Annotated in this window: 26 protein-coding genes; 10 read left to right on the plus strand and 16 right to left on the minus strand. The window is 68.6% G+C overall.

Features of this window, described 5'->3' with window-relative positions:
- Position 1: 1 nt before the first annotated feature.
- The 5 genes from xylB to kynB form a co-directional block, all read right to left on the minus strand.
- The gene (gene xylB / locus DID96_RS05465; protein ID WP_124598240.1) at positions 2–1483 is read right to left on the minus strand and encodes a xylulokinase; all 1482 of its coding nucleotides are present in this window, start codon (positions 1481–1483) and stop codon (positions 2–4) included.
- A gap of 103 nt (positions 1484–1586) precedes the next feature.
- The gene (gene dalD, locus DID96_RS05470; protein ID WP_124598241.1) at positions 1587–2981 is read right to left on the minus strand and encodes a D-arabinitol 4-dehydrogenase; all 1395 of its coding nucleotides are present in this window, start codon (positions 2979–2981) and stop codon (positions 1587–1589) included.
- A 245-nt stretch (positions 2982–3226) separates the two neighbouring features.
- A complete protein-coding gene (gene kynA / locus DID96_RS05475) occupies positions 3227–4153 on the minus strand; it encodes a tryptophan 2,3-dioxygenase (protein ID WP_124598291.1) in 927 nt (308 codons plus the stop codon).
- Between the two features lie 108 nt (positions 4154–4261).
- On the minus strand, positions 4262–5515 hold the full coding sequence (kynU, locus tag DID96_RS05480) for a kynureninase (protein WP_409333758.1): 1254 nt from the start codon (positions 5513–5515) through the stop codon (positions 4262–4264).
- Positions 5516–5551: 36 nt separating this feature from the next.
- Positions 5552–6193: an arylformamidase gene (gene kynB / locus DID96_RS05485; RefSeq protein WP_124598242.1), complete on the minus strand. Its 642-nt coding sequence runs from the start codon at positions 6191–6193 to the stop codon at positions 5552–5554.
- A gap of 130 nt (positions 6194–6323) precedes the next feature.
- Between kynB and DID96_RS05490 the strand changes: the two genes are divergently transcribed.
- Positions 6324–6824 carry an Lrp/AsnC family transcriptional regulator gene (locus DID96_RS05490; RefSeq protein WP_124598243.1) on the plus strand — a complete coding sequence of 167 codons (501 nt, stop codon included), beginning with the start codon at positions 6324–6326 and terminating at the stop codon, positions 6822–6824.
- On the opposite strand, the gene DID96_RS05495 is transcribed toward DID96_RS05490, so the two are convergent.
- The 3 genes from DID96_RS05495 to DID96_RS05505 all read right to left on the minus strand — a co-directional run bounded on the left by DID96_RS05495 (position 6811) and on the right by DID96_RS05505 (position 9613).
- Complete coding sequence (locus DID96_RS05495) at positions 6811–7320, minus strand: flavin reductase family protein (protein WP_124598244.1); 510 nt, start codon at positions 7318–7320, stop codon at positions 6811–6813. The genes DID96_RS05490 and DID96_RS05495 overlap by 14 nt on opposite strands.
- 224 nt (positions 7321–7544) lie before the next feature.
- Positions 7545–8210, minus strand: a complete 666-nt coding sequence (locus DID96_RS05500) for a hypothetical protein (RefSeq protein ID WP_124598245.1) — start codon at positions 8208–8210, stop codon at positions 7545–7547.
- Positions 8207–9613 carry a selenium-binding protein SBP56-related protein gene (locus DID96_RS05505; protein ID WP_124598246.1) on the minus strand — a complete coding sequence of 469 codons (1407 nt, stop codon included), beginning with the start codon at positions 9611–9613 and terminating at the stop codon, positions 8207–8209. The genes DID96_RS05500 and DID96_RS05505 overlap by 4 nt, the downstream gene beginning before the upstream one ends.
- Before the next feature lie 16 nt (positions 9614–9629).
- On the opposite strand from DID96_RS05505, the gene DID96_RS05510 reads away from it, so the two are divergent.
- Together DID96_RS05510 and msrA are read left to right on the plus strand one after the other, a co-directional pair.
- On the plus strand, positions 9630–10025 hold the full coding sequence (locus DID96_RS05510; protein WP_124598247.1) for a hypothetical protein: 396 nt from the start codon (positions 9630–9632) through the stop codon (positions 10023–10025).
- A gap of 399 nt (positions 10026–10424) precedes the next feature.
- Positions 10425–10973, plus strand: coding sequence for a peptide-methionine (S)-S-oxide reductase MsrA (gene msrA / locus DID96_RS05515; protein WP_124598248.1), 549 nt, complete (start codon positions 10425–10427; stop codon positions 10971–10973).
- A 114-nt stretch (positions 10974–11087) separates the two neighbouring features.
- On the opposite strand, the gene DID96_RS05520 is transcribed toward msrA, so the two are convergent.
- From DID96_RS05520 to pdxH, 3 genes are all read right to left on the minus strand, one after another.
- Positions 11088–12215: a DUF72 domain-containing protein gene (locus tag DID96_RS05520; RefSeq protein ID WP_124598249.1), complete on the minus strand. Its 1128-nt coding sequence runs from the start codon at positions 12213–12215 to the stop codon at positions 11088–11090.
- A gap of 23 nt (positions 12216–12238) precedes the next feature.
- Positions 12239–13459, minus strand: coding sequence for a cyclopropane-fatty-acyl-phospholipid synthase family protein (locus DID96_RS05525; protein ID WP_124598250.1), 1221 nt, complete (start codon positions 13457–13459; stop codon positions 12239–12241).
- 125 nt (positions 13460–13584) lie between these two features.
- Entirely contained in the window at positions 13585–14229 is a 645-nt protein-coding gene (gene pdxH, locus DID96_RS05530) for a pyridoxamine 5'-phosphate oxidase (RefSeq protein ID WP_124598251.1), read from the minus strand.
- A 128-nt stretch (positions 14230–14357) separates the two neighbouring features.
- Here pdxH and tcdA point away from each other — a divergent pair, with 128 nt between their 5' ends.
- Positions 14358–15215, plus strand: coding sequence for a tRNA cyclic N6-threonylcarbamoyladenosine(37) synthase TcdA (gene tcdA / locus DID96_RS05535; protein WP_124598252.1), 858 nt, complete (start codon positions 14358–14360; stop codon positions 15213–15215).
- A 42-nt stretch (positions 15216–15257) separates the two neighbouring features.
- Here tcdA and trxA read toward each other — a convergent pair whose 3' ends face one another.
- Entirely contained in the window at positions 15258–16106 is an 849-nt protein-coding gene (trxA, locus tag DID96_RS05540) for a thioredoxin (RefSeq protein WP_124598253.1), read from the minus strand.
- 52 nt (positions 16107–16158) lie between these two features.
- Complete coding sequence (locus DID96_RS05545) at positions 16159–17040, minus strand: pirin family protein (protein ID WP_124598254.1); 882 nt, start codon at positions 17038–17040, stop codon at positions 16159–16161.
- Positions 17041–17319: 279 nt separating this feature from the next.
- Between DID96_RS05545 and DID96_RS05550 the strand changes: the two genes are divergently transcribed.
- On the plus strand, positions 17320–18198 hold the full coding sequence (locus tag DID96_RS05550; protein WP_124598292.1) for an EamA family transporter: 879 nt from the start codon (positions 17320–17322) through the stop codon (positions 18196–18198).
- Positions 18199–18248: 50 nt separating this feature from the next.
- Here DID96_RS05550 and DID96_RS05555 read toward each other — a convergent pair whose 3' ends face one another.
- Positions 18249–19784, minus strand: a complete 1536-nt coding sequence (locus tag DID96_RS05555; RefSeq protein ID WP_124598255.1) for an N-acetylmuramoyl-L-alanine amidase — start codon at positions 19782–19784, stop codon at positions 18249–18251.
- Positions 19766–20320: a tRNA (adenosine(37)-N6)-threonylcarbamoyltransferase complex ATPase subunit type 1 TsaE gene (gene tsaE, locus DID96_RS05560; protein ID WP_124598256.1), complete on the minus strand. Its 555-nt coding sequence runs from the start codon at positions 20318–20320 to the stop codon at positions 19766–19768. The genes DID96_RS05555 and tsaE overlap by 19 nt, the downstream gene beginning before the upstream one ends.
- Positions 20321–20337: 17 nt before the next feature.
- On the opposite strand from tsaE, the gene queG reads away from it, so the two are divergent.
- The 3 genes from queG to xerD all read left to right on the plus strand — a co-directional run bounded on the left by queG (position 20338) and on the right by xerD (position 23245).
- Positions 20338–21576 carry a tRNA epoxyqueuosine(34) reductase QueG gene (gene queG / locus DID96_RS05565; RefSeq protein ID WP_124598257.1) on the plus strand — a complete coding sequence of 413 codons (1239 nt, stop codon included), beginning with the start codon at positions 20338–20340 and terminating at the stop codon, positions 21574–21576.
- A 239-nt stretch (positions 21577–21815) separates the two neighbouring features.
- On the plus strand, positions 21816–22286 hold the full coding sequence (locus DID96_RS05570; RefSeq protein ID WP_124598258.1) for a methylated-DNA--[protein]-cysteine S-methyltransferase: 471 nt from the start codon (positions 21816–21818) through the stop codon (positions 22284–22286).
- Positions 22283–23245: a site-specific tyrosine recombinase XerD gene (gene xerD / locus DID96_RS05575; RefSeq protein ID WP_124598259.1), complete on the plus strand. Its 963-nt coding sequence runs from the start codon at positions 22283–22285 to the stop codon at positions 23243–23245. Before DID96_RS05570 ends, xerD begins: the two co-directional genes overlap by 4 nt.
- A 24-nt stretch (positions 23246–23269) precedes the next feature.
- Here the strand turns inward: xerD and DID96_RS05580 are convergent, their stop codons facing one another.
- The gene (locus DID96_RS05580; RefSeq protein WP_124598260.1) at positions 23270–24832 is read right to left on the minus strand and encodes a class I adenylate-forming enzyme family protein; all 1563 of its coding nucleotides are present in this window, start codon (positions 24830–24832) and stop codon (positions 23270–23272) included.
- A gap of 381 nt (positions 24833–25213) precedes the next feature.
- Here DID96_RS05580 and ybaK point away from each other — a divergent pair, with 381 nt between their 5' ends.
- Both ybaK and plsY read left to right on the plus strand, forming a co-directional pair.
- The gene (gene ybaK, locus DID96_RS05585; RefSeq protein WP_124598261.1) at positions 25214–25705 is read left to right on the plus strand and encodes a Cys-tRNA(Pro) deacylase; all 492 of its coding nucleotides are present in this window, start codon (positions 25214–25216) and stop codon (positions 25703–25705) included.
- A gap of 134 nt (positions 25706–25839) precedes the next feature.
- Positions 25840–26478 (plus strand): glycerol-3-phosphate 1-O-acyltransferase PlsY, encoded by a 639-nt coding sequence (gene plsY / locus DID96_RS05590; protein ID WP_124598262.1) that lies wholly within the window; start codon positions 25840–25842, stop codon positions 26476–26478.
- The last annotated feature ends 15 nt before the right edge of the window (positions 26479–26493 follow it).

Genomic DNA, 26493 nt, shown 5'->3' on the forward strand with positions numbered 1-26493 from the left:
CTCACGCGAGCCGCGCGCGCGACGGCTCGTAGAGCGGGCGCACGTGCCGGTACAGCGCGCGGAAGGCCGTCAGGCGCTCGCGCAGCGCCGCGTGGCGCGCGGTGTCGGGCGTGTATTCGGCGCGCACGGGCGGCTTGGTCAGCACGGCTTGCGGATCGCCGCCGACCGCGAGCCAGCCGAGCCGCGCGGCACCGAGCGCGGCGCCCGTCTCGCCGCCGCCGTGCTGGCGGGTGCGCACGTTCAGCGCGTCGGCGATCAGCTGCGCCCAGTACGCGCTGCGCGCGCCGCCGCCGATCAGCGACAGCGCGCCGGTTTCGACGCCCGCCGCGTGCAGCGCATCGAAGCCGTCCGCGAGGCCGAGCGTCACGCCTTCGAGCACCGCGTAGCCGAGATGCGCGCGCTCGGTCGCGTGCGTCATCCCGAAGAACACGCCTTGTGCATACGGATCGTTGTGCGGCGTGCGCTCGCCGGACAGGTACGGCAGGAACAGCGGCGCCGTCGCCAGCGTGCCCGCGTCGAGCGTCTCGATTTCCGCGAGCAGCGCCGGCTCGTCGGTGCCCGTCAGCTTGCACACCCAGCGCAGGCAGCTCGCCGCCGATAGCACGACGCTCATCTGTTGCCAGCGGTCCGGAATCGCATGGCAGAACGCGTGCACCGCGGATGCCGGGTTCGGCATGAAGCGGTCGCCGACGACGCTCAGCACGCCCGACGTGCCGAGCGACACGAAGCCGTCGCCGGCGTGGGTCGCGCCGATGCCGAGCGCGCTCGTCGCGTTGTCGCCGCCGCCACCCGCGACGACCACCGCTTCCGGCAATCCGAGTTCGCGCGCGACGTCGGCGCGCAGCGTGCCGGACGGCGCGTTGCCTTCGACGATGCGCGGCATCTGCGCGCGCGTCATCCCGCACGCGGCGAGCAGCGCGTCGGACCAGTCGCGGCGCCCGACGTCGAGCCACAGCGTGCCGGCCGCATCGGACGGATCGGACACCTTCGCTCCCGTCAGCCTGAAGCGCAGGTAGTCCTTCGGCATCAGCACGCAGGCCGTCGCCGCGAACACGTCGGGTTCGTGCTTTGCGACCCACAGCAGCTTCGGCGCGGTGAAGCCGGGCATCGCGAGATTGCCGGCGAGCGTGTGCAGGGCAGGCGCGCGTTCGGTGAGCAGCGCGCATTCGTCGGCGCTGCGCATGTCGTTCCACAGGATCGCGGGACGCAGCACGCGATCGGCGCGGTCGAGCAGCACCGCGCCGTGCATCTGGCCCGACAGGCCGATCCCGCGCACCTGTGCGAACGCGTGTGGATGACGCTCGCGCAGCGTGGCGAGTGCGGCGAGCGTGCCGCGCCACCAGTCGTCCGGATGCTGTTCGGCCCAGCGCGGGTGCGGGCGCGACACGGCAAACGGCGTGCCCGCGGTGCCGACGACCGTGCCGTCCGGCGCCAGCAGCAGCACCTTCACTTCCGAGGTGCCGAGGTCGATGCCGAGATACATGTGCGATCCGTTCCGTCAGTGAGGAGCCGCTACTTTAGCCGCGCGGGTACGCGCATGCCAATGCCGGTTTGACCCGACGCGCGGCGGCTGCTTGCGGGCGCCGTCAGCGTGGCGCGAGCCACGCATCGACGCGCGCGAGCCCGGCGCGCACGGCTTCGAACAGCGCCGCGCTGCCGGCGAGCGAGCCCCACAACTGGCGGTCCGCGCACAGCGCGACGACGGGGTCGCCCGCACCGACGATCGCGCGTGCCGCGTGTTCGTCCATCACGCCGTCCTGGTACGCGTACGGCAGCGCACCGCGCGCCCAGCGTTCGAGAAAGCGCAGGAACAGCGCGGGCAGCACCGCGGTCGCGACGGGCGCCATGCCGCGCGCGACGCATTCGGCGAGCGTCGGCGCGATGAAGCCGGGAATCTTCGAAAAGCCGTCCGCGGCCACCCGCTGGTTGGTGTCGAGCACGTACGGATTGCCGAAGCGTTCGAGCACGACGTCGCGATAGCGCGCGAGGTCGAGCGGGCTCGGGCTCAGGCACGGGATCACGTCCTGCGTCACGTAGTCGTGCGCGAAGCGGCGGATCGCCGCGTCGTGCGTGCCTTCATGGATGTACGTGTGACCCGCGAGCGTGCCGGCCCACGCGATGCAGCTATGGGTCGCGTTGAGGATGCGGATCTTCGCTTCCTCGTACGGATGCACGTCGTCGACGAGTTCCGCGCCCGCCCGTTCCCACTGCGGGCGGCCGGCCGCGAAGCGGTCCTCGATCACCCACTGGATGAACGATTCGCCCATCACCGGGCACGCGTCGTCGAAGCCGGTTGCCGTGCGCACGCGTTCGCGCACGTCGCCGGTCGGGCGCGGCGTGATGCGGTCGACCATCGCGCTCGGGCACGCGACGTTCGCATCGAACCATGCGAGCAGTTCGCGTGCGCCGCGTCTTTCGAGGAATTCGCGCATTCCTGCGCGAAAGCGCGCGCCGTTGCTGCGCAGGTTGTCGCAGCTCTGCAGCGTGAGCGGGCCAGCGCCGCGCGTCATCCGTTCGGCGAGCAGTGCCGCGAGCGCGCCGTACAGTGTCGTGCGCGCGCCTTGCAGGTCGGCCGCGAGGTCGGGGTTCGCGATGTCGAGGCGGTTGTGTTCGTCGAGGTAGTAGCCGCCTTCGGTGACGGTGAACGACACGATCCGGCATGCGGGGTCGGCGCCCGCATCGATCAGCGCGGCGAGATCGGCCGACCACGGCAGCACGCGCGTGATCGCGCGGATCGTCTCGTACGCGCGCTCGCCGTCCGGCGTGACCGTCTCGAGCGTGTACGCGCCGTGTTGCGCGGCGAGCGCGTCCATCGTCGCGCGCATGTCGTCGCGGATGTTGCCGACGGTCAGCGACCAGCGCTCGGCCGGCGGCACGGCCGCATTCACGCGATGCAGGTACCACGCCTGGTGCGCACGGTGGAACGATCCGGCGCCGATGTGCAGCAGCACGGGCGCGCGGGGGGAGGGCGATTCACTCATCCAGTGTCTCCTGTCGGCGCAAGTTAGCGCTTTAGCGCTTACTTGCGCCCCATGCTTCGCGGTCGGCCCAGGTTGGCGCGTTGGCGCTTGCCTGGGTCCCATATAAGGGTGATCGCGGGCGACTACGATACGATCATTTGCTCTTCGTGTGAGCGAATGATCGTATCGGGACGAGCGAAAGTCAAGGCGCGGCGGCAGGATTTCGATGGTGCGGTGCGGCAGTGCGTCCGCGCCCGCGGGGCCGGTTACAGCGTCGTCCGCACGTGCCAGAGTTCGGGGAACAGCACGACGTCGAGCATCTTGCGCAGATACGGCGCACCGCTGGTGCCGCCCGTGCCCTGCTTGAAGCCGATGATCCGCTCGACGGTCGTCACGTGCCGGAAGCGCCACTGGCGGAACGCGTCCTCGAGATCGACGAGTTCCTCGGCCATCTCGTACAGTTCCCAGTGCTGCTGCGGATGCCGGTACACCTCGAGCCACGCGGCCTCGACGGTGTCGTCGTGCAGCGTCGGCTGCGTCCAGTCGCGTTCGAGCCGCGACGGCGCAATCGGAAAACCGCGCCGCGCGAGCAGGCGCACGACTTCGTCGTAGAACGACGGCGCCTCGAGCGTCGCGCGCACCTGTTCGAGGATGTCCGGCCGGTGCGCATGCGGCTGCAGCATCTGCGGGTTCTTGTTGCCGAGCAGGAATTCGAGCTGGCGGTACTGGTACGACTGGAAGCCCGACGACTGGCCGAGATACGGCCGCATCGCCGAATACTCGGACGGCGTCATCGTCGACAGCACGTTCCACGCCTGCACGAGCTGCTCGAGAATCCGCGACACGCGCGCGAGCATCTTGAACGCGGGCGGCAGCGCGTCGCGATGGACCGCTTCGAGCGCCGCGCGCAGCTCGAACAGCGCAAGCTTCATCCACAGCTCGCTCGTCTGATGCTGGATGATGAACAGCATCTCGTTGTGGTCCGGCGACAGCGGATGCTGCGCGTTCAGGATCGATTGCAGCGACAGGTAGTCGCCGTAGCTCATCGACTTCGAGAAATCGAGCTGTGCGTTGTGCCAGCCGGCGGTTTCGCCGGCATCGCCCGGCACGTGCGACGCTTCGTGCGCAGGGGTTGCGGTGCGCGCGCCCGAGAACGGGCAGCCCGCCGGCGCGTCGTCGCCGGGCGGCTGCATATGACCAGAATTCACGACTTTCTCCAGGATTGAATGACAGGTGTGCGCGGGCGCTCGGCCCGTGCCGCGCAATCCGGCGCGCGCGCATCGCACGCGCCGGCCGGCCGGTCAGGTCACCGCGCCGCGCGTCGCGAACTCGGGCGCCTTCCATGCGCCGGTATCGAGGATGTCGCGCAGCGTCTCGACGGCATCCCACACGTCGACGAAGCGCGTATAGAGCGGCGTGAAGCCGAAGCGCAGCACATGCGGCTCGCGGTAGTCGCCGATCACGCCGCGCGCGATCAGCGCCTGCATCACCTCGTAGCCGTGCGGATGCTCGAAGCTTGCCTGCGAGCCGCGCTGGTGATGCGCGCGCGGCGTGACGAGCTTCAGCGCGTGGCCTTCGCAGCGTGCTTCGACGAGCGCGACGAACGCGTCGGTCAGCGCGAGCGACTTGCGGCGGATCGCGTGCATGTCGGTCTGCAGGAACACGTCGAGCCCGCATTCGACCATCGACATCGACACGATCGGCTGCGTGCCGCACAGAAAGCGCGCGATGCCGGGATCGGGCGCGAACTCGGGCTGCATCGCGAACGGCGCGCGGTGGCCCCACCAGCCGGACAGCGGCTGCGAGTAATGCGCGTGATGGCGCTTCGGCACCCACACGAACGCCGGCGAACCGGGGCCGCCGTTCAGGTACTTGTACGTGCAGCCGACCGCGCCGTCCGCGCGTGCGCCGTTCAGGTCGACCGGCACCGCGCCCGCCGAGTGCGCGAGATCCCACAGCATCAGCGCGCCCGCGTCGTGCACGAGCTGCGTGACGGCCGGCATGTCGTGCATGTAGCCGGTGCGGTAGTTCACGTGCGTGATCATCGCGACCGCGGTGTCCTCGCCGAGCGCGTCGGGCAGGTCGGCCGGATCGTCGATCAGGCGCAGTTCGTAGTCGCCGCCGAGCTGCGCGATCAGCCCTTGCGCGATGTACAGGTCGGTCGGGAAGTTCGAGCGCTCCGACACGATCACGCGGCGCTCGGGCGCGCGTTCGGCCTGGTAGCGCAGCATCGCGGACAGCAGCTTGAACAGGTTGATCGAGATCGTGTCGGTGACGACGGTCTCGTCAGGCGCGCCGCCGATCAGCGTCGCGAGCTTGTCGCCGAGGCGGCGCGGCAGCGCGAACCAGCCGGCGGTGTTCCAGCTGCGGATCAGGCCGTCGCCCCATTCGGCGCCGATCACCTGCTGCGCACGGGCGGCCGACGCGCGCGGCTGCGCGCCGAGCGAGTTGCCGTCGAGGTAGATCACGCCGTCGGGCAGCGCGAACTGGTCGCGCAGTTGGGCAAGCGGGTCGTCGCGGTCGAGTGCGAGCGCGTCTTCACGGGTCTTGATCATGATGTCTCGGGTTGTTGTGTGTCGTGTGTCGTGGATTCAGGCGGCGCGGCCGGGCAGCGCGCGCAGCACCGCGCGCACGGGGCTCGCGTCGAGCGTCCCGAGCTTGAGCGGCAGCGCGATCAGTTCGTAGTCGCCGGCCGGCACGTCGTCGAGCACGATGCCTTCCAGGATCGCCATCCGGTGTGCGCGGATGCGGTGGTGCGCGTCCATCGTCTTCGATTCCTGCGGATCGAGCGACGGCGTATCGATGCCGATCAGCTTCACGCCGTGTGCGGCAAGCAGGTCGATGGTGTCGGGCGCGACCGCGCAGAAATCCGGATCCCATTGCGCGGCGGGCGCCTGCGCATAGGTGCGCAGCAGCACGCGTGGCGGCACGCGGTCGAGCGCCGCCGCAATATCCGCCGGGGTGACGACGGGCGACGCGCCGATGCAGTGGATCACGCGGCACGGGCCGAGGTACGCGTCGAGCGGCACCGCGCCGATCGGCGCGCCATCGGCGTCGTAATGGAGCGGCGCGTCGGTGTGCGCGCCGGTGTGCGGCGACAGCGTCAGGCGCGCGACGTTGACGGGCGAGCCCGCCTCCATCCGCCAGACGCGTTCGACCGTGACCGGCGTGTCGCCCGGCCACACGGGGGTGGCGGGGGCGACGGGCGGCGAGATGTCCCAGAGTGTGTCCATGGCATGACGAATCAGCGAATCAATGCTTCGCATGATAGGCGGACGCTCGCAGAAAGTGCTTGCGAAATAGACATGGACAAACCGCCAGATTGGCAGATAATTCGAATCACAGGGAAAACGGGGACCAAAAATGCATGCGATCACGCTCGACGCCACCGACTGCCGTATTCTCGCGGTACTGCAGGAGGAGGGCAGAATCAGCAACCTCGATCTGGCGGAGCGGATTTCGCTGTCGCCATCGGCCTGCCTGCGGCGCATGCGCCTGCTGGAGGAGCAGGGCGTGATCGAGCACTACCGCGCGTGCCTGAGCCGCGAGAAGCTCGGATTCGAACTGGAGGCGTTCGTGCAGGTGTCGATGCGCAACGAGCAGACGCAATGGCACGAGCGGTTTGCGGAGGAGTTGCGCGAATGGCCCGAGGTGGTTGGCGCGTTCGTCGTGACGGGCGAGAGCCACTACCTGCTGCGGGTGCTCGCGCACAACCTCAAGCACTATTCCGATTTCGTGCTGAACCGGCTGTACAAGGCGCCGGGCGTGATGGACATCCGCTCGAACATCGTGCTGCAGACGCTGAAGGACGAGGCGGGCGCGCCGGTCGTGCTGGCGCGCACCGGCGCGATCAAAGCGGTGTGAGACCGTGGAACGCGCCGCCGTGAAACACGAGCGGCGCGGCGGCGCCCGCATCGGGGTTGACGCCGCAGCGCTCCACTTCGCCGACGAAGATCACGTGGTCGCCTTCGTCGTAGCGGCTGCGGTTATGGCACTCGAACCACGCGATCGCGCCGTCGAGCACCGGCATGCCCGAATTGCCGGCCGCGTGCGCGATGCCTTCGAAGCGGTCGCCCTTGAAGGTCGAGAAGCGCTTGCACAGGTCGATCTGCGACGCCGCGAGCACGTTGACGACGTAATGGCTGTTGCTGCGGAACACGGGCATCGACGCCGACTTGTGCGCGAGGCTCCACAGCACGAGCGGCGGATCCAGCGAGACCGAATTGAACGAACTCGCGGTGATGCCGATCAGTTGCCCAGACGGCGCGCGCGTCGTGATCACGGTCACGCCGGTCGCGAACTGGCCAAGCGCCTGCCGGAATGCGGCGACATCGAAATTCGGCGGGGTCGCGCGGATCATCGGGCGGCCTTCCGGAGCGGCGCGTGCGCGCCGGGCGCGCAGCGGGGGAAACGGGCGATGCGGGTGAAAGGCGACAAGGCGGTCAGTCTGGCAAATGGGACGAATGGCCCGATTTTAGCGGAATCGCGCGCGGCGGGCCGGTGCGCCGGCAGCGGCAGGCCGGCGCGGTCGCGCACCGGCCCGCACCGTAGTGCGTGGGCGACGCACCGCGCGGCCGCCGGCAGCTAGCCCGCGGCCCCGAGCCCCAGCGAAAGCGCGCCGATCAGCATCAGGCTCGTCGCCCAGAGCCGATCGAGGTTGAACCAGCTGCGCGACACGAACGGCAGCCCGAGGTAGCGGTAGACGAGCCACGCGAGCAACCCGCCGGCCGCGATCATCGCGGCGGCATGCGCGGCCGCGACGGCGAGCGCCATGCCCAGATGGGCGCCGACGAGCGCGGTCGCGGCCCGCTGCGCGGGATCGACGTCGATCCCGCACAGGCCGAGATAGATCGGCACCAGCATCAGCCCGGCGCCATGCGCGACCGCCACGGCGAACGACCACAGCCCGAGCCGCGCGGGCGGGATCCGCGCGAGCGCGCGCGGGTGGCGCCGCCGGATCAGCAGCGCGGCGCCGAAGCCGATCACGAGCACGCTCGCGCCGATCCGGATCGCGGTCTGCCACGCGAGCAGCGCGGCGAGCATCCCGAACGGCAGCGTTACCGCGAACACGGCGAGCGCATGCCCGCACGCGAGATAGCCGAGCGCAGCGGCCAGCGCGCGGCCGCTCCTCGCCATCAGCGCGTTCGACACCGCGAGCGGCCACCCCATCGCGGGATTCAGCCCGTGGTAGAGACCGCTCGCGAGCACTGCCGCCCAGAGGCCGATCTGCACGTGGCTTCCGACGTTCAAGATCGCACCGACGGATAGCAAAACGAATCGGTCGAGCAGTCGCCGCCTTCGAGCCGGATCTGGTGCGCGCGATAGCCGTCGGGGAAGTCGACCCAGTAGTCGTGCGCGAGCGTCAGGCCGCCGTCGGGCCCCGCATGCGCCATCACCTGCGCGGCTGGCACGCCGTCCGGGTAGAACTGGTCGTCCCAGGTCGAGTACAGCGAGTTGGTCCAGTAGACCCGCTTGCCGTCGCGGCTGATCTCGACCATCTGCGGACCGCCCGCGAACGCGCGGCCGCTCGGATGCGGCGCGCGCTGCGCGATGCCGCCGATGCGCACCGATCCCGACAGCTTCGGCCGGCGCGGATCCGTCACGTCGTACTGCCGCATTTCGCCGGTGCCCCAGCAGGACACGTACAGGAACCGGTCGTCGAGGGACAGGTCGATGTCGGTCACGAGTGGCGGCACCGCGCCGAACGATTTGAGCAATGGCGGCAACTGGTCTGCGGACGCGGGCTCGGCCGGGATCGTCGCAGTCTTCTCGATGTGAAACTGGCCGTCTTCGCGCCACCAGGTCCAGATCGAGCCTTCGAGGTTCGTCGTATCGACCACGACGCCGACGAATCCGTATTCGCGGACCGGATCGTGCGCGGGTCGCACCTCCAGCGCCATCTGGTGCTGCGCGCCGAGATCGATCGTCTGCACGTTGCGCCGCGCGCGCAGATCCCAGAAGTGCAGCCGGTGCCCGTACCGGTTCGCGAGCAGGTCCTCCGGAACGATGCCGTTCTCGAACTGCGGCGGCAGCGCCCATTCGCTCGACACCATGTAGTCGCGCGGCAGGTTCCACCAGAAGTCGTAGTGCTTGTCCTGCGGGCCGCGATCGATTTCCCAGCGGCCGAGCACGTCGAAGGTCTCGCAATCCATGATGAAGATGCCCGGATGGCCGTCCGTGCCGTCCTTCCCGCCGCCGCCGAGCGTGCTGACGTAGATGCCCTCGGGCCCGCAGTGCACGGTGTGCGGCCGTGAATAGCCGGTCTTGCGGAAGATCTCGTCGGGCTCGACGATCTTGTGAATGCGCGCCTGGGTCGGATGCGGCTGCGTATCGATCACGTACACGCGCGACGAGCGCAGGCCCGGGATGATCAGGTAGCGGCGTTCGAGGAACGCGTGGCCGGTCAGCGGCGACAGCGCCGACGAGCACGCGTTCCAGCCGAAGTGATGGAACTCGTCGCCGGTGTTCGGCATCGTCACCGTATGCACGATCCTGCCGTAGGTCGGCGAACCGGGCTTCACGTCGATGACGGCGAGCGCATCGGGCCGGGAGAAGTCCGGGCTGAGCAACAGCGTGTACGCGAAGGTTTCGGCAGGGGCGCGCATCGCAAGTTCCGGCGATGCGTGAAACGTCGGATCAGGCCGCATGGTCATGGTAAGGCCCTCGGAAATGATTGACTTTCACGGTGCGCAAGCGTCGGGGACGGGCGCCCGTTTGTCATGTGAAACGGCCGGACGATGCTGCCGTTCCGGCCGAGCGGAACTGCCGGCAACCGGCGCGCTCGCGCGCGAGACGGTCGGTGCCTTTCAGCAAACAGCGAGCAAACAGCGAGCGAACAGCGAAACAGTTGATGTGCGTCTCGAAAACCGGCAGCGGTCGGCCGGTACTGGCGCAACATTGCCGCCGTCAGGCGATGACTCGATCGAGTCGGCAACGCGAAGGAGATTCGTTGAAGCAGCCAGCGCGCTGTTGCAACAGACGGCGGTGGAGCAGGGTGCGGCATGTGTCGAATATCCCGGCGGAACGGATGCGCGTCGTTCGCCGCCGGGCGTGACGTCAGTGTAGTCGAGAATGCATGACGACGTGAGCCGTGCGGCAGCGCGGCGACGCCGAACGCAACGCGTCGTTGAAGGCCTGCGGAATCAACTTTTCCGTTGCGACCGATTCGGCCTTGCGGCGAGCACGGGCAGGTCGTTTTGGGGACTGGCCATTTCTTGTTCTGTGACACAGTTATCATGCATGCACGCGCCGATCGGCGTATTTATTACGTCGCGGCACCCCGAAGCTTTCTATTCCGCGCGGCGTGTCGCCGCTTGTTTTCGACCGAAGCGGCCGAAGATACAGTCAGTGGCGTCTGGCTCCCGCGCCTGTTCGGCCAGCTTTCGAACCCTTGATCCGGGAAGGGAGCCACTTTCCCCTTCCTGACCTTCCCGAGGGCAGGCATTTCATTTTAAGGTGAACACGATGACTGAAGTTGCAACGCTGGGTGGCGGATGCTTCTGGTGCACGGAAGCGGTGTTTCTCGATGTCGACGGCGTGACGGCCGTTGAGTCCGGCTACGCGGGCGGCCACACGCGCAACCCCGGCTACCGCGACGTGTGCGATGGCGACACCGGCCACGCGGAAGTCGTCAACGTGACGTTCGATCCGGCGCGCATCGGTTATCGCGAGATCCTCGAGATCTTCTTCGCGACCCACGACCCGACGCAGCTCAACCGGCAGGGCAACGACACCGGCACGCAATACCGGTCGGTCGTGTTCACGCATTCTGACGCGCAGCGCGACGTCGCGCTCGACGTGATCAGCGAACTGGAGCGCGAACAGGTCTTTTCGGCGCCGATCGTCACGCAGGTCGTGCCGCTGGACGGCAACTACTGGCCGGCCGAGGACTATCACCAGGATTACTACGCGCGCAATCCGGGGCAGGGCTATTGCGCGGTCGTGATCGGGCCGAAGCTCGCGAAATTCCGCCAGAAGTTCGCGCACCGGCTGAAGTCGTCGCGCGGCGCGTGAGGCACTTGAGCGGCTGGTGCTCGGGCGTCGTTGACGCCCGAGCGAGCGTTGTCAGTCGCGCCTCGACCGATTGTGCCGGCAGGGCGGCGGAGCAGGCCGCGGCGTGGCCAGGCGCTACGCCGCCTCGCTGCGCAATTGCGCGCACGCGGCGGCGATCTCGCGCGCGAGCGCGATGCACGACAGCGGCGCCGAACCTTCCGCCTTGTTGTTGATCGTGATGATCACGGGCTGCCCGGCCAGCGCATAACGCGCGGCCAGATCGGCGAGTGCCGTGCGCGTGTGAGGGTCCTCGTCGACGAGCCGGTCAAACGGCTCGTATTTCGCTTTCGCCTGTTCGTACTTGAAGCCGCCGTGCAGGCTCCAGCGCACGATCAGCGGGCCCGGTGCGTCGCCGTCGAGCAGTGCGAGCGCGGCTGCCTGCCGCAGCGGGTCGGGCATCCGCGCGTGCAGGCCGACGCAATAGCGCACGCGGAGCGCCGCGAGCGCGCGGATGAAGCGCGGCGTGAGCAGGCATGCGTCGCGGATCTCGATTGCGTACCGCGGGCCGTCCGGTTCGGGCGGCAGTGGCGGCAGCGCCGCGAAGAATGCGGACAACCGCTCGATCAGTGCGGCGGGATCCGCGAGCAGCCGGTCGGGCAGCGGCGAGAACTGGAACACCAGCACGCCTGCCTTCCGGCCGAGCCCGTCGAGGCACGGTCGCACGAATTCATTGGTCGCGAGCTGCGCGTCGAGGAAGGTCGGATTCGGCCCGGACGGTTCGCCGCGGTGGCCGCGCACGACCGCGTCGGTAACCGATGCCGGCGCCTTCACGACGAAGCGGAAGTCGTCGGGCACCTGCTGCGCGTAGCGCAAATAGTCGGCGACGGATAGCGGCCCGTAGAACGATCGGTCGAGACTGACGCTCTTCAGCAGCGGATGTGCGCCGTACGCTTCGAGCCCCTCGCGCGACAGCTTGGTCTGCGCGAAGTCGCCGTCGTAGACGATGCCGTTCCAGCCGGGGAAAAACCACGACGACGTGCCGAGCCGCACGTTCGGCGGCAGCCCGGCCGCAGCGGCTGCGACGTCGGGCGCGATCGGGGCGGGCGGCACGCCGCGCCGGCGCTTGCCTTGCTTCGGTGCGGGCGGCGGATCATCGGGCGCCGCGCCGAACAGGGCGAACTGTCCGTCGGCGGGCGTCCCGTCCGCATCATCGCGTTGCTGCCGTCCCGGCGGCGTGTTGCGCCGCGTGCTGCCGTCACCCATGCATGCCGTGTGTGAAGCGCCGCCTAGCGCGGCAGCGCGTGTTCGTACATATAGCGTCGCGACCACGGCAGCGTTTTCGCGCTCTGCCCGGCCTTGCGGCACACGATTTGAAAGATCGACACGTCGTCGTGCTCGAACGCATACGCGCAGCCGGCGAGATACACGCGCCAGATGCGGAATTTTTCGTCGTCGACGAGCCGCCTGGCTTCCTCGGCCTTCGCCTCGAAGTTCTCGGTCCAGATGTCGAGCGTGCGCGCATAGTGCCGCCGCAGGCTTTCGACGTCAATCGCCTCGAGCCCGCCGCGCTGCGCCGCTTCGAGCGCGAGGCTGATGTGCGGCAGCTCGCCGTCCGGGAACACGTAGCGGTCGATGAACTCGCCGCCGCCGAGCGCCGTTTCGCCGCTCTCCGCGTCGGTCGACGTGATGCCGTGGTTCATCGCGATCCCCTCGTCGGCAAGCAGGTCATGAACGCGCGAGAAGTAGAGCGCCAGGTTCTTGCGGCCGACGTGCTCGAACATCCCGACGCTCGTGATGCGGTCGAACTGGCCGTCGATCTCGCGGTAGTCCTGCAGGCGGATCTCGATCCTGTCCTGCAGCCCCGCGGCCTTCACGCGCGCGGTCGCGAGGTCGAACTGGTTCTGCGACAGCGTCACGCCGAGACACTGCGCGCCGAATTTGCTCGCGGCCCGCAGCACCAGCGCGCCCCAGCCGCAGCCGATGTCGAGCAGGCGCTGGCCCGGCTGCAGCTGGATCTTCGTGAGGATGTGGTCGATCTTCTTGATCTGCGCGGTCGCGAGATCCTCGTCGCCGTTCTCGAAGTACGCGCACGAGTAGACCATGTTTTCGTCGAGCCACAGCTGGTAGAACTCGTTCGAGACGTCGTAGTGATACTGGATCGCCTTCTTGTCGGTGTTCTTCGTGTGATTGAAGTAACGCTTCACGCGCGCGAGCTTGCTCGCAGTCGTCACCGTGCTGCGTGCGAGCGAGTAGCTGATGTTGATGATGTCGGAGAGCTTGCCCTCGATGTCAATCTTGCCCTGCACGTATGCCTCGCCGAGGTTGTCGAGGCTCGGGTCGAGCAAGAGCGGCAGCGCCGACGCGCTGTTGACCTTCAGCGTGACCTGCGGCGCGGTGAACGTGCCGAAATCGAGTTGATCGCCGTTCCACAAGACGAGGCGCGCCGGAATGTTCGCCTTGGCCCGTACATCGTCCGCCCACTGTGCCAGCTTCTTTTCCCAGAACATTTGGAATCTCCGTAGTTCGTTGAATCGAATACAGCCTAGTTTCTTGACCGGCGCCCATTCGTTACCGGGCGCCCGGATGCAACACGAAACACGATCGGCGGCCGCGCCGCGCGCCCGCACGCCGCTTACGGCGACAGGCGCGAGATCGTCCAGCCGTGCGGCGCTGTGGCGTCGCGCGTGTACAGCAGCCGGTCGTGCAGCCGAGACGGGCGGCCCTGCCAGAATTCGAGCGTGTCGGGCACGAGGCGGTAGCCGCCCCAGTGCGGCGGCCGCGGTGGGTCGTCGCCATAACGCGCGCTGATCTCTCGTTCGCGCGCCTCGAGCAGCGCGCGGTTGTCGATCACCGCGCTCTGTTCGGACGCCCATGCGCCGATCCGCGAGCCGAGCGGGCGCGACGCGAAATAGCGGTCGCTTTCCTCGGCGCTCGTCTTCTCGATGCGGCCTTCGATGCGCACCTGGCGCTCGAGCTCGATCCAGTAGAACAGCAGCGCGGCGTAGGGATTGGCCGCGAGGTCGTGGCCCTTGCGGCTTTCGTAATTGGTGAAGAAGACGAACCCGCGCTCGTCGACGGCCTTGATCAGCACGATCCGTGCGGACGGACGGCCGTTCTCGCCGACGGTCGCGAGCGTCATCGTGTTCGGTTCGGGGAGCTTGGCGGCGAGCGCCTCCTTGAACCAGCGGTCGAACTGGGCGAAGGGGCTCGGGGCGGCGTCGGCTTCGTCGAGCGAAGCACGCGAGTAGTTGATGCGGAGATCGGCGAGTGTCGTCATGTTATGCAAACGCTTCAATCTGGGGCCAGTATAGCGAAGGAGGAAGAAACGTGCGTGCACAGTGGCACGTAGGGGCGGGGATATCAGGCAAAATACAGGGCTGCACGACTTACGCTTTCCTTGCCGCCATGCCTCCCACCGACGTCGCTCCGTTAACCTCTGATCTTACCCCGAGCCTGCCGAATCAGCTTGACGTGGATCGCGCGCGGCGTTTCGGCGGCATCGCGCGCCTGTACGGCGCGCCGGCGCTCGCCGCGTTCGAGCGCGCGCATGTCGCGGTGATCGGAATCGGCGGGGTCGGTTCGTGGACGGCCGAGGCGCTCGCGCGCAGCGCCGTCGGCCAGCTGACGCTCGTCGATCTCGACAACGTCGCGGAAAGCAATACGAACCGGCAAATCCATGCGCTCGACGGCAATTTCGGCAAGCCGAAGGTCGACGCGATGGCCGAGCGGATCGCGCTGATCGATCCCGCGTGCCGCGTGAACCGGATCGAGGATTTCGCGGAGCCCGACAATTTCGACGCGCTGCTCGGCGGCGGCTTCGACTACGTGATCGACGCGATCGACAGCGTGCGCACGAAGGTCGCGCTGATCGCGTGGTGCGTCGCGAAAGGGCAGCCGCTCGTGACGGTTGGCGGCGCGGGCGGGCAGCTCGACCCGACGCGCATCCGGATCGACGATCTCGCGCTGACGATCCAGGATCCGCTGCTGTCGAAGGTGCGTGCGCAACTGCGCAAGCAGCACGGCTTTCCGCGCGGGCCGAAGGCGCGCTTCAAGGTGAGCGCCGTGTATTCGGACGAACCGCTGATCTACCCGGAAGCGGCCGCCTGCGATATCGAGGACGGCGCGGAGCCGTCCGCGGCCGCGCACGTCGCGGGGCTCAACTGCGCGGGCTTCGGCTCGAGCGTATGCGTGACCGCGAGCTTCGGCTTCGCGGCCGCCGCGCATGCGCTGCGGGCGATTGCGGCGCGGGCCGCCGCGCAATGAACGGGTGACGCGGCGAGCGCCGGTTGCGCCCGCCGGCCACGTTCAGTTGAGCGCCATGCTCAGCTTGCGTCGCCACACGGCGACGAGGTCCGGGCGCTCGCCCGCCAGTTCGAACACCGAGATCATCGTCTTGCGGCCGAGGTCGTCGCCGTACGCGCGATCGCGCACGACGATTTCCAGCAACTGCTCCAGTGCGCCTTCGTAAGCGCGGCGCGCGATCAGGCTCTGCGCGAGATCGAAACGCGCGTCGAGGTCGGCCGGGTTCGCGGCGATGCGGGCCTCGAGCGCGTCGGTCGGCGGCAGGTCCGCGGTCGCCGCGAGCGCGTCGAAACGGGTCTGGATCGCCTGCAGGCGCGGATCGCCGTTTTGCACGGTCTGCGGCGACAGGCGCTCGGTTTCCGCGCGCGCGGCATCGACGTGGTTGCCCGCGAGCAGCAGTTCGATCAGGTCGAGCCGCGCATCGTCGAAGCCGGGGTTCAGCGCGAGCGCGGCTTCGAGGTGGGCGCGCGCGTCGTCGAAGCGCCCCTCTTCCGCCGCGAGCTGCGCGGCGCGGCGCTCGGCTTCCTCGGGCGCCGGCAGCAGCCGGTCGAGGAACGCGCGCAGCTGCCCTTCGGGCAGCACGCCGATGAACTGGTCGACCGGGCGCCCGTCGGCGAACGCGATCACGTGCGGAATGCTGCGCGTCTGGAAATGCGCGGCGAGTTCCTGGTTCTCGTCGACGTTGACCTTCACGAGCTTCCAGCGGCCCTCATAGTCGCTTTCGAGCTTTTCGAGCAGCGGGCCGAGCGTCTTGCAGGGGCCGCACCACGGCGCCCAGAAGTCGACCAGCACGGGCGTGTCGAGCGACGCCTCGATGACGTCTTTTTCGAAAGTGGCAAGCGTGGTGTCCATGTCGTCCTCTTCAGTTCGGATGTCGTCAGGGTGGGGGCGGCACGCGCGTTTTTCAACGCGGCTTGCGCTCGGGCAGCGGGATCCACTCGGTCTCGCCCGGCACCTTGCCCATTTCCTGCCGCGTCCAGGCTTCTTTCGCGTGCTCGATCGCGTCGCGGCTGCTCGCGACGAAATTCCAGTCGATGAAGCGCTCGCCGTCGAGCCGGTCGCCGCCGAGCAGCATCGCGCGTGCGCCGGCGCCGCTCGTCAGCGTGACGGTCGCGCCCGGCGCGAGCACGGCCATCTGCGTAGGTTCGAGTGGCGTGCCGTCGATCGCGAGGTCGCCTTCGACGAGATAGACCGCACGCTCGTCGTGCGACGCGTCGAGCGCGAGGCGGCCGCCGTCCGCGAATTCCGCAGCGACGTACAGCGTGCGCGAGAACGTGGTGACGGGTGAGCGCAGGCCGAACGCGTCGCCGGCGATCACCGTCAGCGACACGCCGTCCTCGGTCCGTTTCGGCAGTGTTGCGGCTTCATGATGCTCGAACGACGGCTCGTCGGTTTCATGCGCGAGCGGCAGCGCGACCCAGGTCTGGATCCCGTGCACGGTGTGGCCGCGCTCGCGCAGCGCGTCGGGCGTGCGCTCGGAATGGACGATGCCGCGCCCGGCCGTCATCCAGTTGACGTCGCCGGGCACGATCTCCTGCAGCGAGCCGAGGCTGTCGCGGTGCAGGATCGCGCCCTCGAACAGATAGGTGACGGTCGCGAGTCCGATATGCGGATGCGGGCGCACGTCGAGGCCCGTGCCGGCCGGCAGCGTCGCGGGGCCCATGTGATCGAAGAAGATGAACGGGCCGACGAGGCGCGCGGCGAGCGCGGGCAGCGTGCGGCGCACCTGCAGGTTGCCGATGTCGCGGATGTGCGGTTTCAGCAGCGCTTTGATGGAATCGGTCATGGCAGGTCCTGTCGAGGCTCCGGAGATCCCGGTCATTGTACTGGCGCCCGGTCCGCTGCGCGTGATGCGACGCACGGCATTCGCGCCGCGTGCGGCGTGCAGCGTGTGCATGGTTCTTGCCAGGTTTTTGCCCGGTTTTTGCCCGATTCTTGCGGTAGAACCCGCGTCGCAACGGTGCCGGCTGCGATTCCATGCCGCGCGCGCGGGAATCCGGGTTGCCCGTCAAACGCCGGTACACTGACCGCCTTCAGAAAAACAGATGAAAAGGAGACGGAGATGATGGCGCCGAAGGACCTGCTGCTGGCATTGGTCGTGATCCTGGCATGGGGCGTGAATTTCGTCGTGATCAAGGTCGGTCTGCACGGCATGCCGCCGATGCTGCTCGGCGCGCTGCGCTTCACGCTCGCCGCGGTGCCGGCCGTATTCTTCGTGCGCCGGCCGCAGATTTCGTGGCGGCTGCTCGTGCTGTACGGCGCGACGATCCAGCTCGGCCAGTTCGTGTTCCTGTTCACCGCGATGTACGTCGGGATGCCGGCCGGCCTTGCGTCGCTCGTGCTGCAGTCGCAGGCGTTCTTCACGCTCGTGTTCGCGATGGTGTTCCTCGGCGAGCGGTTGCGCGTGCAGAACCTGATCGGGCTCGCGATTGCCGCGGGCGGGCTTGTCGTGATCGCGTCGCAGGGCGGCCGCGCGATGACGCTCGCCGGCTTCCTGCTGACGATCTGCTCGGCCGCGATGTGGGCGTTCGGCAACATCGTGACGAAGAAGGTGGGGCAGGCGAACCTCGTATCGCTCGTCGTATGGGCGAGCCTCGTGCCGCCGGTGCCGTTCTTCCTGCTGTCGCTCGGGTTCGAGGGGCCGCAGCGGATCGCGGCCGCGCTCGGCGCACTGACGGGCGCGTCGATCTTCGCAGTCGTCTATCTCGCGTTCGTCGCGACGCTGCTCGGCTATGGACTGTGGAGCCGCCTGATGTCGCGCTATCCGGCCGCGCAGGTCGCGCAGTTTTCGCTGCTGGTGCCGATCGTCGGCCTTGCGTCGTCGGCACTGCTGCTCGACGAACACCTGACGCGCGCGCAGTTGAGCGGTGCGGCGCTCGTGATGGGCGGGCTCGCGGTGAACGTGTTCGGCGGCAAGCTGGTGCGCCGCTTCGCAGTGTCGTGACCGCGCGCGCCGGCCGCGAAGCGTGCGGCGCGCGGGAGAGGCGCTGGCCGTCAGGCCATCCGGTTCTTCGCGAGCGGCGGGTTCGCCGCGAAATAGCGCTTGATGCCGCGGAAGATCGCGTCGGCCATCTGGTCGCGATAGCTGTCGTCGTTGAGCCGGCTTTCTTCTTCCGGGTTGCTGATGAACGCGGTCTCGACGAGGATCGACGGGATGTCGGGCGCCTTCAGCACCGCGAACCCGGCCTGCTCGACCGAGCCCTTGTGCAGCTTGTTGATGCCGCCGACTTCCTTCAGCACGTAGTTGCCGTAGCGCAGCGAATCGCGGATCTGCGCGGTCGTCGACATGTCGAACAGCGCGCGGCTCACCGCGGCGTCCTGGGTCTTGATGTTGATCCCGCCGATCAGGTCCGAAGCGTTCTCCTTGTTCGCGAGCCAGCGGGCCGCGGCGCTCGATGCGCCGTGGTCCGACAGCGCGAACACCGACGAGCCGCGCGCGGACGGCGTCGTGAACGCGTCCGCGTGGATCGACACGAACAGGTCGGCGCCGACGCGGCGCGCCTTCTGCACGCGCACGTTGAGCGGCACGAAGAAGTCGGCGTCGCGCGTCATCATCGCGCGCATGTTCGGCGCGGCATCGATCTTCGCGCGCAGCTTCTTCGCGATGTCGAGCGCGACGTGCTTCTCGTACGTGCCGCCGCCGCCGATCGCGCCGGGATCCTCGCCGCCGTGGCCCGGATCGATCGCGACCGTCAGGAGGCGCACGGTGCCGCCCTTGCCGGATTTTGGCGCGGTGAACTTGTAGGTGTCGTCGCCTTCGTCGTCGTCGTCCTTGCGTGCGATGACGGGCGGCGGCTTGACCGCGGGCTTCGTCGGTGCGGCAGGTGCGGCCGGCGTGCCGGGGGCCGGGCGCGGCGCGGGCGTGCCGGGGGTGTTCTGCGCGAAGCGCTGGAAGAACGCGTCGCTGTTGTCGTGGCTCGCGACGGGCGGCGGCGTCGGGCCGCTCAGCGCGGTCGGCGGCTGCACCTGCTGCGCGCGCGTCGCTTCGTTGAGCTGCTGTTCCTTGCGTTCCGTCTGCGCGATCAGGTCGGTCAGCGGATCGGGCGGGACGGCCGGATAGAGGTCGAACACGAGCCGGTACTTGTACGTGCCGACGGGCGGCAGCGTGAACACCTGCGGCTTCACCGAACCCTTCAGGTCGAACACCATCCGCACGACGTGCGGCTGATACTGGCCGACGCGCACCGACTGGATCTGCGGATCGTTCGGCGCGATCTTCGATACGAGATCGCGCAGCGCCTGGTCGAGGTCGAGCCCGTTCAGGTCGACGACGAGCCGGTCCGGACCTTGCAGCAGCTGCTGGGTATTCTGCAGCGGCTGGTCGGATTCGATCGTCACGCGCGTGTAATCGCGCGCGGGCCACACCCGCACGCCGAGCACCGACGATGCAAGCGCGAGCCGCGGCACCGCGAGGCCGAGCACGAGCGTCGATGCGCCCGCGCGCAGGATCTGCCGGCGCCGCCAGTTATGCGTCGCGGTGGCCGCCGATTCGATCGAGCGGAACGGTTTGATCAACATCTTTCGAGACATGCCTTTCCTGAAGCGCTGTACGCCCGGACGGTGAGGGCGCGGCCGTCGCCGTCCACGTCGAGCGAGAAGACCAGATCGGGCACGCCGAGCAGCGTGCCCGCCTGTTGCGGCCATTCGACGAGGCAGATCGCGCTAGAGTTGAAATATTCGCGAAAGCCGGCATCGGACCATTCGGCCGGATCGTTGAAACGGTACAGATCGAAGTGATAGACCTCGAGTTCCCCATCGTCGCGTTCGAGCGCATACGGCTCGACGAGCGTATAGGTCGGGCTGCGCACGCGGCCGCGATGGCCGAGGCCGCGCAGGATCGCGCGCACGAGGGACGTCTTGCCTGCGCCGAGGTCGCCGTCGAGCTGGATCTGCAGGCCGTCGAACGCATGCGCGCGGGTCAGTTCGACGCGGGCTGCATCGAGCGCAAGCGCGAAGCGCGCGCCGAAGGCCTCGGTCGCCGCTTCGTCGGCGAGCGCGAACACGCGTTCCGCGAGCGGGGCGGGCAGCGTGGCGGCATGAGACGTATGGCTTGGCGTGGCTGGCATTCTCGTAAAATAGTGCGATGAACCGATTACCGGAACTCGCCGCATCCGATCTGCCCTCGACACATGACGAAGGCGCGACGCCGTGCGTGCTCGACGATGCGGCGTTGACTGCGCTCGCCGCGCGCATCAGGGCGTGGGGGCGCGAATTGGGTTTCGGGGCGATCGGCATCAGCGATACCGATCTCTCGGACGCCGAAGCGGGGCTCGCCGCCTGGCTGGAAGCCGGTTGCCACGGCGAGATGGATTATATGGCGAAACATGGGATGAAACGCGCGCGGCCGGCCGAACTTGTGGCCGGTACGCGACGCGTGATCTCCGCGCGTCTCGCGTATTTGCCGGCCGAAACGCTCGCGAACGACATGCCGGACGACCCGCATCGCGGCGCCGCCGCGCCGCGCGACTGGCGCGCGCGCGAACAGGCCCGGCTCGACGATCCGCAGGCCGCCGTCGTGTCGATCTATGCGCGCGGCCGCGACTATCACAAGGTGCTGCGCAATCGCCTGCAGACACTTGCCGAGCGCATCGAGCGCGAGATCGGCGCGTTCGGCTATCGCGTGTTCACCGATTCGGCGCCCGTGCTCGAGGTCGAACTCGCGCAGAAGGCCGGGGTCGGCTGGCGCGGCAAGCATACGCTGCTGCTGCAGCGCGACGCCGGTTCGCTGTTCTTCCTCGGCGAGATCTACGTCGACATTCCGTTGCCGACCGATGCGCAGACCGCTCCCGATACGGCCCCCGAAACGCCGGGCGCGCATTGCGGGAGCTGCACGCGCTGCCTCGCGGCGTGCCCGACCGGCGCGATCGTCGCGCCGTATCGCGTCGATGCGCGGCGCTGCATCTCGTACCTGACGATCGAGTTGAAAGGCAGCATCCCGGAATCGCTGCGGCCGATGATCGGCAACCGCGTGTACGGCTGCGACGACTGCCAGCTCGTGTGCCCGTGGAACAAGTTCGCGCAGGCCGCGCCCGTCGCCGATTTCGATGTGCGGCACGGGCTCGATCGCGCGACGCTCGTCGAGTTGTTCGGCTGGAGCGCGGACGAGTTCGACACGCGGATGCAGGGCAGCGCGATCCGGCGCATCGGCTACGCGTGCTGGCTGCGCAATCTCGCGGTCGGCCTCGGCAATGCGCTGCGCGTGCCCGCGGAGCGGCTTGCACCGGACGCGCGCGATGCGATCGTCGCCGCCTTGCGCGCGCGTGCGGACGACCCGTCGCCGCTCGTGCGCGAGCACGTCGAATGGGCGCTGCGGGCCGCATGAAGGGAGCGTACAGTGACGGTGCGATCGGGCGGCTGCGGTCGTCTGGTTGGTCGGCGTCATGGGTTGGCGGGCGTTGTCTGCAGTTGCGCCGGATGACGCAATGGGCAGCCGCAGTTGGCCGCCGCGGCTGGCCTCGGTTGGCCGCAGTTCGTTGACAATGCGGGCGGACAGCTGCCTGTGGTTCTTTTCGGATTGTTCGAATGGTATAGGGCCGGAGTGCGAAGCATGAGGAGGCAGCAATGTTCAATGCAGTGATCGATGCGCCGTTCGGCAAGGTCGGCATACGCACGGATGGGTCGGTGGTGCGCGAGATCGTCTATCTGCCCGAATCGGTGAAGTGCGTCGATCCCGATACGCCGCTCGCGAAGCGCGCGGTCGAGCAGATCGAGCGCTATTTCGAGCGCGCGTCGGCGAGCTTCGACCTGCCGCTCGCCGACGTCGGCACCGCGTTCCAGCACCGCGTGTGGGACGCGATCTGCGAGATCCCGCCCGGCACCGTGCTGACTTATGGCCAGGTCGCGAAGCAGATCGGCAGTGCGCCGCGCGCAGTCGGCCAGGCGTGCGGCGCGAACTATTTCCCGCTCGTGATTCCGTGCCACCGCGTCGTCGCGTCGGGCGGCATCGGCGGCTTTGCGAACCACGACGGCGACGGCTACTTCCTCAAGGTGAAGCGCTGGCTGCTCGCGCACGAAGGCGTGCCATACCAATGAGCGATTCGCTGCTTTCCCCCGAAACCGCAGGCGTAACAGCCGAGGCCGAGGCTGCGGCTTCGCCCGCGCTGCTCGCGAGCCGCGCGTCGATCGACATATTCTGCGATGCGTTGTGGCTCGAACACGGTCTCGCGCGCAATACGCTCGATGCATACCGACGCGACCTGACTCTGTTTTCGCAGTGGCTCGCGGCGACCCACGACGCGTCCCTTGATGCCGTGAACGAAGCGATGGTCGAGGGTTACATCGCCGCGCGCAGCGACGGCAAGGCGACGTCATCGAACCGGCGGCTGTCGGTGTTCCGTCGCTATTACGGCTGGGCCGTGCGCGAGCACCGCGCGAATGCGGACCCGACGCTGCGCGTCACGTCTGCGAAGCAGGGCGCGCGCTTCCCGTCGACGCTGTCCGAAGCGCAGGTCGAGGCGCTGCTCGGCGCACCGGACATCGACACGCCGCTCGGCCTGCGCGACCGCACGATGCTCGAGCTGATGTACGCGAGCGGGCTGCGCGTGAGCGAGCTCGTGACGCTGAAGACCGTCGAGGTGGGGCTCAACGAAGGCGTCGTGCGCGTGATGGGCAAGGGCTCGAAGGAGCGGCTCGTGCCGTTCGGCGAAGTCGCGCACGGCTGGATCGAGCGCTACCTGCGCAACGCGCGGCCCGCGCTGCTCGGCGCGCGCGCGGCCGATGCGCTGTTCGTCACCGCGCGCGGCGACGGCATGACGCGCCAGCAATTCTGGAACATCATCAAGCGCCACGCACAGCGGGCCGACGTGCGCGCGCACCTGTCGCCGCACACGTTGCGGCACGCGTTCGCGACGCATCTGCTGAACCACGGCGCGGACCTGCGTGTCGTGCAGTTGCTGCTCGGCCACAGCGACATCTCGACGACGCAGATCTATACGCACGTCGCGCGCGAGCGCCTGAGGACGCTGCACGCGCACCACCACCCGCGCGGATAGCGCGCGGGAGCGCGGCCGCGTGCGTCACGCGAGGTCGCGCAGCTTGTGCTTGAGCACCTTGCCGGTCGACGCGGCCGGTAGCGCATCGAGCACGCGGATGCGCGCGGGCCGCTTGTACGGCGCGAGGCGCGCCGCGCACCAGTCGTGCAACGCGGCTTCGGTGGTCGCCGCGCCCGGCACCAGCTCGACGAACGCGAGCACGTCCTCGTTGCCTTCGACCGCGCGGCCGACGACGGCCGCCTGCACGACGTCCGGATGCGCGTTCAGCACCTGCTCGACCTCGACCGGATACACGTTGAACCCCGAGCGGATGATCAGCTCCTTGCTGCGTCCGGCGATCGTCACCGCGCCGTCGGCATCCTGCCGCGCGAGGTCGCCCGTCTTCAGCCAGCCGTCCGGCGTGACGGCCGCGCGCGTCGCGTCCGCATTGCGGTAATAGCCGAGCATCACGTTCGGCCCGCGCACCTGGATCTCGCCGACTTCGCCGTGCGGCACGTCACGGCCGTCCGGCCCGACGATCCGCATCGCGACGCCTGGAATCGGCGTGCCGACCGAGCAGTCGCCGCGCGGCGCATCGAGCGGCGTCTGCGTGATCGTGGGGCTGCACTCGGTCATTCCGTAGCCGTTGTGCAGCGGCACGCCGTAGATCCGTTCGACGCGCGCCTTCAGGTCGGCGTCGAGCGGCGAACCGCCCGAATAGGCGAACCGCAGGCGCGGTGCGTGCCATGCGTGGCCGTGCGTGCGCAGGTGCTCGAGCAGCTTCGCGTGCATCGCGGGCACGCCCTGGAAGATCGTGATGTCTTCGTCGGCGAGCGCCACGCGCACGGCCTCCGGCGAGAAGCGCGGCGCGAGGCGCAAGGTCGCGCCCGCATACAGGCTGCCGAGGCAGACCGACGCGAGGCCATATACGTGCGATACCGGCAGCACCGTGTAGACGACGTCGTCGGGCGACACGCGGCGCAGCGTGCTCGACGTCGCCGCAATGAACAGCAGGTTGCGGTGCGACAGCATCACGCCCTTCGGCGTACCGGTGGTGCCGGTCGTGTAGATCAGTGCCGCGCATTGCGCGGCGCTATCGGCGGCGACCGGTTCGCCGGGCGCGTCCGCATCGATGTGGTACGACCACGCGCCGATGTCGATCGCGAGCGCGGGCGCCGGGCTCGCGTGGTGCCGGGCCGCGTGTGCGCGTGCGTCCGGCGATGCGTCGTCGGTGAACGCGATCAGCTTCGGGCGCGCATGCGCGGCAATCGCATCGAGTTCGGCAGCCGACAGCCGCGCGTTCGATACGAGCGCCCACGCGTCGAGCCTGGCTGCCGCGAACAGCAGCACGATCTGCGCGACGCAGTTTTCAGCGACGATCATCATGCGGTCGCCGCCGCGCACGCCGAGGCCCGCGAGTTGCGTGGCGGCCGCGTCGACCGCCTGCGACAGGTCGCGATACGACAGGCCGCGCGCGTCCTCGATCAGCGCCGGATGATCGGGCGCGCGAGCGGCCCAGTGCGCAGGGACGTCGGCGATGCGGCCAGGCAGCGCGGCCAGCAGTGCGTCGACGTCGAGCGGTGCCAGGGGGCGATTGGACTGGGTCATGGCGTCTCCAGAAAGTGGGCCGGCGCAGGGGCGATGATTGCGAACGATCGTGCCATGCCGAAGCGCGGGCCACAATCGGCCATTCGGTCAATGGCACTTCGCGGCGCACGCAATGACAATGGGTGGGTGGCATCGGGAGGGTGGGCGATCGCCGTGGCCTGCGCTGTTCCCCGCGCCGTTTCCCCTTATGCCCGGGTGACGGAAAAACGGGCCGCGAGTATACCGCCGGCGGGCGGAGCCGGCGCTGGAGCGCGTCTGTTTGACCGGGGTGGGGGCAGGATGGGGGAATCCGGCCAGCATCGACGCGCGGCACATCAGTCACCCGTCCCGCTGCCCGCTGCGCGTTACGCGTCGCCAGCCGTTCCCCATTAGAATGCCGCCATGAGCAAATCCAGACACGTGTCCGAAACACCCGCGACCCAGCTGTTGCGCCGCCACGGCGTTGAGTTCGGCGAGCATCCGTATGACTACGTCGAGCACGGCGGCACCGGTGAATCCGCACGCCAGCTCGGCGTCGACGAGCACATCGTCGTGAAGACGCTCGTGATGGAGGACGAACAGGCGAAACCGTTGATCGTGCTGATGCACGGCGATCGCACGGTGTCGACGAAGAACCTCGCGCGGCAGATCGGCGTGAAACGCGTCGAGCCGTGCAAGCCGGAGGTCGCGAACCGCCATTCGGGCTATCTCGTCGGCGGTACGTCGCCGTTCGGCACCCGCAAGGCGATACCCGTGTTCGTCGAGTCGACGATCCTCGAGCTGCCGACGATCTACCTGAATGGCGGCCGCCGCGGCTATCTCGTCAGCATCGCGCCGGCCGTGCTGACGACGCTGCTCGACGCGAAGCCCGTGCAGTGCGCGAGCGTCGACTGAGGGTTTCACCTTCGTGGCAGTGAGCGCCGCTTCGGTAGAATGAGCGCCGCTTCGGCTTGCCGCCACGGTGTTGCCAACATTCCGCGGCCGTGCCGCTGTTCGTCCATCGATACGTTCAAAGAAGAGTCTTCCGCATGCAGATCCTGCTCGCCACCCTCATTGCCTACCTGGTCGGCTCGGTGTCGTTTGCCGTCGTCGTCAGCGCCGCGATGGGCCTGGCCGATCCCCGCTCGTACGGGTCGAAGAATCCCGGCGCCACCAACGTGCTGCGCAGCGGCAACAAGAAGGCGGCGATCCTGACGCTCGTCGGCGACGCGTTCAAGGGCTGGATCGCCGTCTGGCTCGCGCGGCGCATCGGCCTGCCCGATGTCGCGATCGCGTGCGTCGCGATCGCCGTGTTCCTCGGTCACCTGTATCCGGTGTTCTTCCGCTTCAAGGGCGGCAAGGGCGTCGCGACCGCGGCCGGCGTGCTGCTCGCCGTGCATCCGGTGCTCGGGCTGGCGACCGCGCTGACCTGGCTCATCATCGCGTTCTTCTTCCGCTACTCGTCGCTCGCGGCGCTCGTCGCGGCAGTGTTCGCGCCGCTGTTCGACGTGTTCCTGTTCGGCACGCACCACAACCCCGTCGCTTGGGCGGTGCTCGCGATGAGCGTGCTGCTCGTGTGGCGTCACCGCAGCAACATCTCGAAGTTGCTCGCGGGGCAGGAAAGCCGGATCGGCGACAAGAAGAAGGCGGCCGCGAACGGCAACGCGCAGGACGGCGGGAAAGCCTGACGCAGCAGGCCGAAA

The sequence above is a fragment of the Burkholderia sp. Bp8963 genome (assembly GCF_003854275.1).
Lineage (GTDB): Bacteria > Pseudomonadota > Gammaproteobacteria > Burkholderiales > Burkholderiaceae > Burkholderia.

What these genes read in the sequence shown, in the direction of transcription:
- xylB (WP_124598240.1), bottom strand. Translation starts at nt 1,483, where the DNA reads ATGTATCTCGGCATCGACCTCGGCACCTCGGAAGTGAAGGTGCTGCTG.
- dalD (WP_124598241.1), bottom strand. Translation starts at nt 2,981, where the DNA reads ATGAGTGAATCGCCCTCCCCCCGCGCGCCCGTGCTGCTGCACATCGGC.
- kynA (WP_124598291.1), bottom strand. Translation starts at nt 4,153, where the DNA reads ATGCAGCCGCCCGGCGACGACGCGCCGGCGGGCTGCCCGTTCTCGGGC.
- kynU (WP_409333758.1), bottom strand. Translation starts at nt 5,515, where the DNA reads ATGATCAAGACCCGTGAAGACGCGCTCGCACTCGACCGCGACGACCCG.
- kynB (WP_124598242.1), bottom strand. Translation starts at nt 6,193, where the DNA reads ATGGACACACTCTGGGACATCTCGCCGCCCGTCGCCCCCGCCACCCCC.
- DID96_RS05490 (WP_124598243.1), top strand. Translation starts at nt 6,324, where the DNA reads ATGCATGCGATCACGCTCGACGCCACCGACTGCCGTATTCTCGCGGTA.
- DID96_RS05495 (WP_124598244.1), bottom strand. Translation starts at nt 7,320, where the DNA reads ATGATCCGCGCGACCCCGCCGAATTTCGATGTCGCCGCATTCCGGCAG.
- DID96_RS05505 (WP_124598246.1), bottom strand. Translation starts at nt 9,613, where the DNA reads ATGACCATGCGGCCTGATCCGACGTTTCACGCATCGCCGGAACTTGCG.
- DID96_RS05510 (WP_124598247.1), top strand. Translation starts at nt 9,630, where the DNA reads ATGATTGACTTTCACGGTGCGCAAGCGTCGGGGACGGGCGCCCGTTTG.
- msrA (WP_124598248.1), top strand. Translation starts at nt 10,425, where the DNA reads ATGACTGAAGTTGCAACGCTGGGTGGCGGATGCTTCTGGTGCACGGAA.
- DID96_RS05520 (WP_124598249.1), bottom strand. Translation starts at nt 12,215, where the DNA reads ATGGGTGACGGCAGCACGCGGCGCAACACGCCGCCGGGACGGCAGCAA.
- DID96_RS05525 (WP_124598250.1), bottom strand. Translation starts at nt 13,459, where the DNA reads ATGTTCTGGGAAAAGAAGCTGGCACAGTGGGCGGACGATGTACGGGCC.
- pdxH (WP_124598251.1), bottom strand. Translation starts at nt 14,229, where the DNA reads ATGACGACACTCGCCGATCTCCGCATCAACTACTCGCGTGCTTCGCTC.
- tcdA (WP_124598252.1), top strand. Translation starts at nt 14,358, where the DNA reads ATGCCTCCCACCGACGTCGCTCCGTTAACCTCTGATCTTACCCCGAGC.
- trxA (WP_124598253.1), bottom strand. Translation starts at nt 16,106, where the DNA reads ATGGACACCACGCTTGCCACTTTCGAAAAAGACGTCATCGAGGCGTCG.
- DID96_RS05545 (WP_124598254.1), bottom strand. Translation starts at nt 17,040, where the DNA reads ATGACCGATTCCATCAAAGCGCTGCTGAAACCGCACATCCGCGACATC.
- DID96_RS05550 (WP_124598292.1), top strand. Translation starts at nt 17,320, where the DNA reads ATGGCGCCGAAGGACCTGCTGCTGGCATTGGTCGTGATCCTGGCATGG.
- DID96_RS05555 (WP_124598255.1), bottom strand. Translation starts at nt 19,784, where the DNA reads ATGTCTCGAAAGATGTTGATCAAACCGTTCCGCTCGATCGAATCGGCG.
- tsaE (WP_124598256.1), bottom strand. Translation starts at nt 20,320, where the DNA reads ATGCCAGCCACGCCAAGCCATACGTCTCATGCCGCCACGCTGCCCGCC.
- queG (WP_124598257.1), top strand. Translation starts at nt 20,338, where the DNA reads ATGAACCGATTACCGGAACTCGCCGCATCCGATCTGCCCTCGACACAT.
- DID96_RS05570 (WP_124598258.1), top strand. Translation starts at nt 21,816, where the DNA reads ATGTTCAATGCAGTGATCGATGCGCCGTTCGGCAAGGTCGGCATACGC.
- xerD (WP_124598259.1), top strand. Translation starts at nt 22,283, where the DNA reads ATGAGCGATTCGCTGCTTTCCCCCGAAACCGCAGGCGTAACAGCCGAG.
- DID96_RS05580 (WP_124598260.1), bottom strand. Translation starts at nt 24,832, where the DNA reads ATGACCCAGTCCAATCGCCCCCTGGCACCGCTCGACGTCGACGCACTG.
- ybaK (WP_124598261.1), top strand. Translation starts at nt 25,214, where the DNA reads ATGAGCAAATCCAGACACGTGTCCGAAACACCCGCGACCCAGCTGTTG.
- plsY (WP_124598262.1), top strand. Translation starts at nt 25,840, where the DNA reads ATGCAGATCCTGCTCGCCACCCTCATTGCCTACCTGGTCGGCTCGGTG.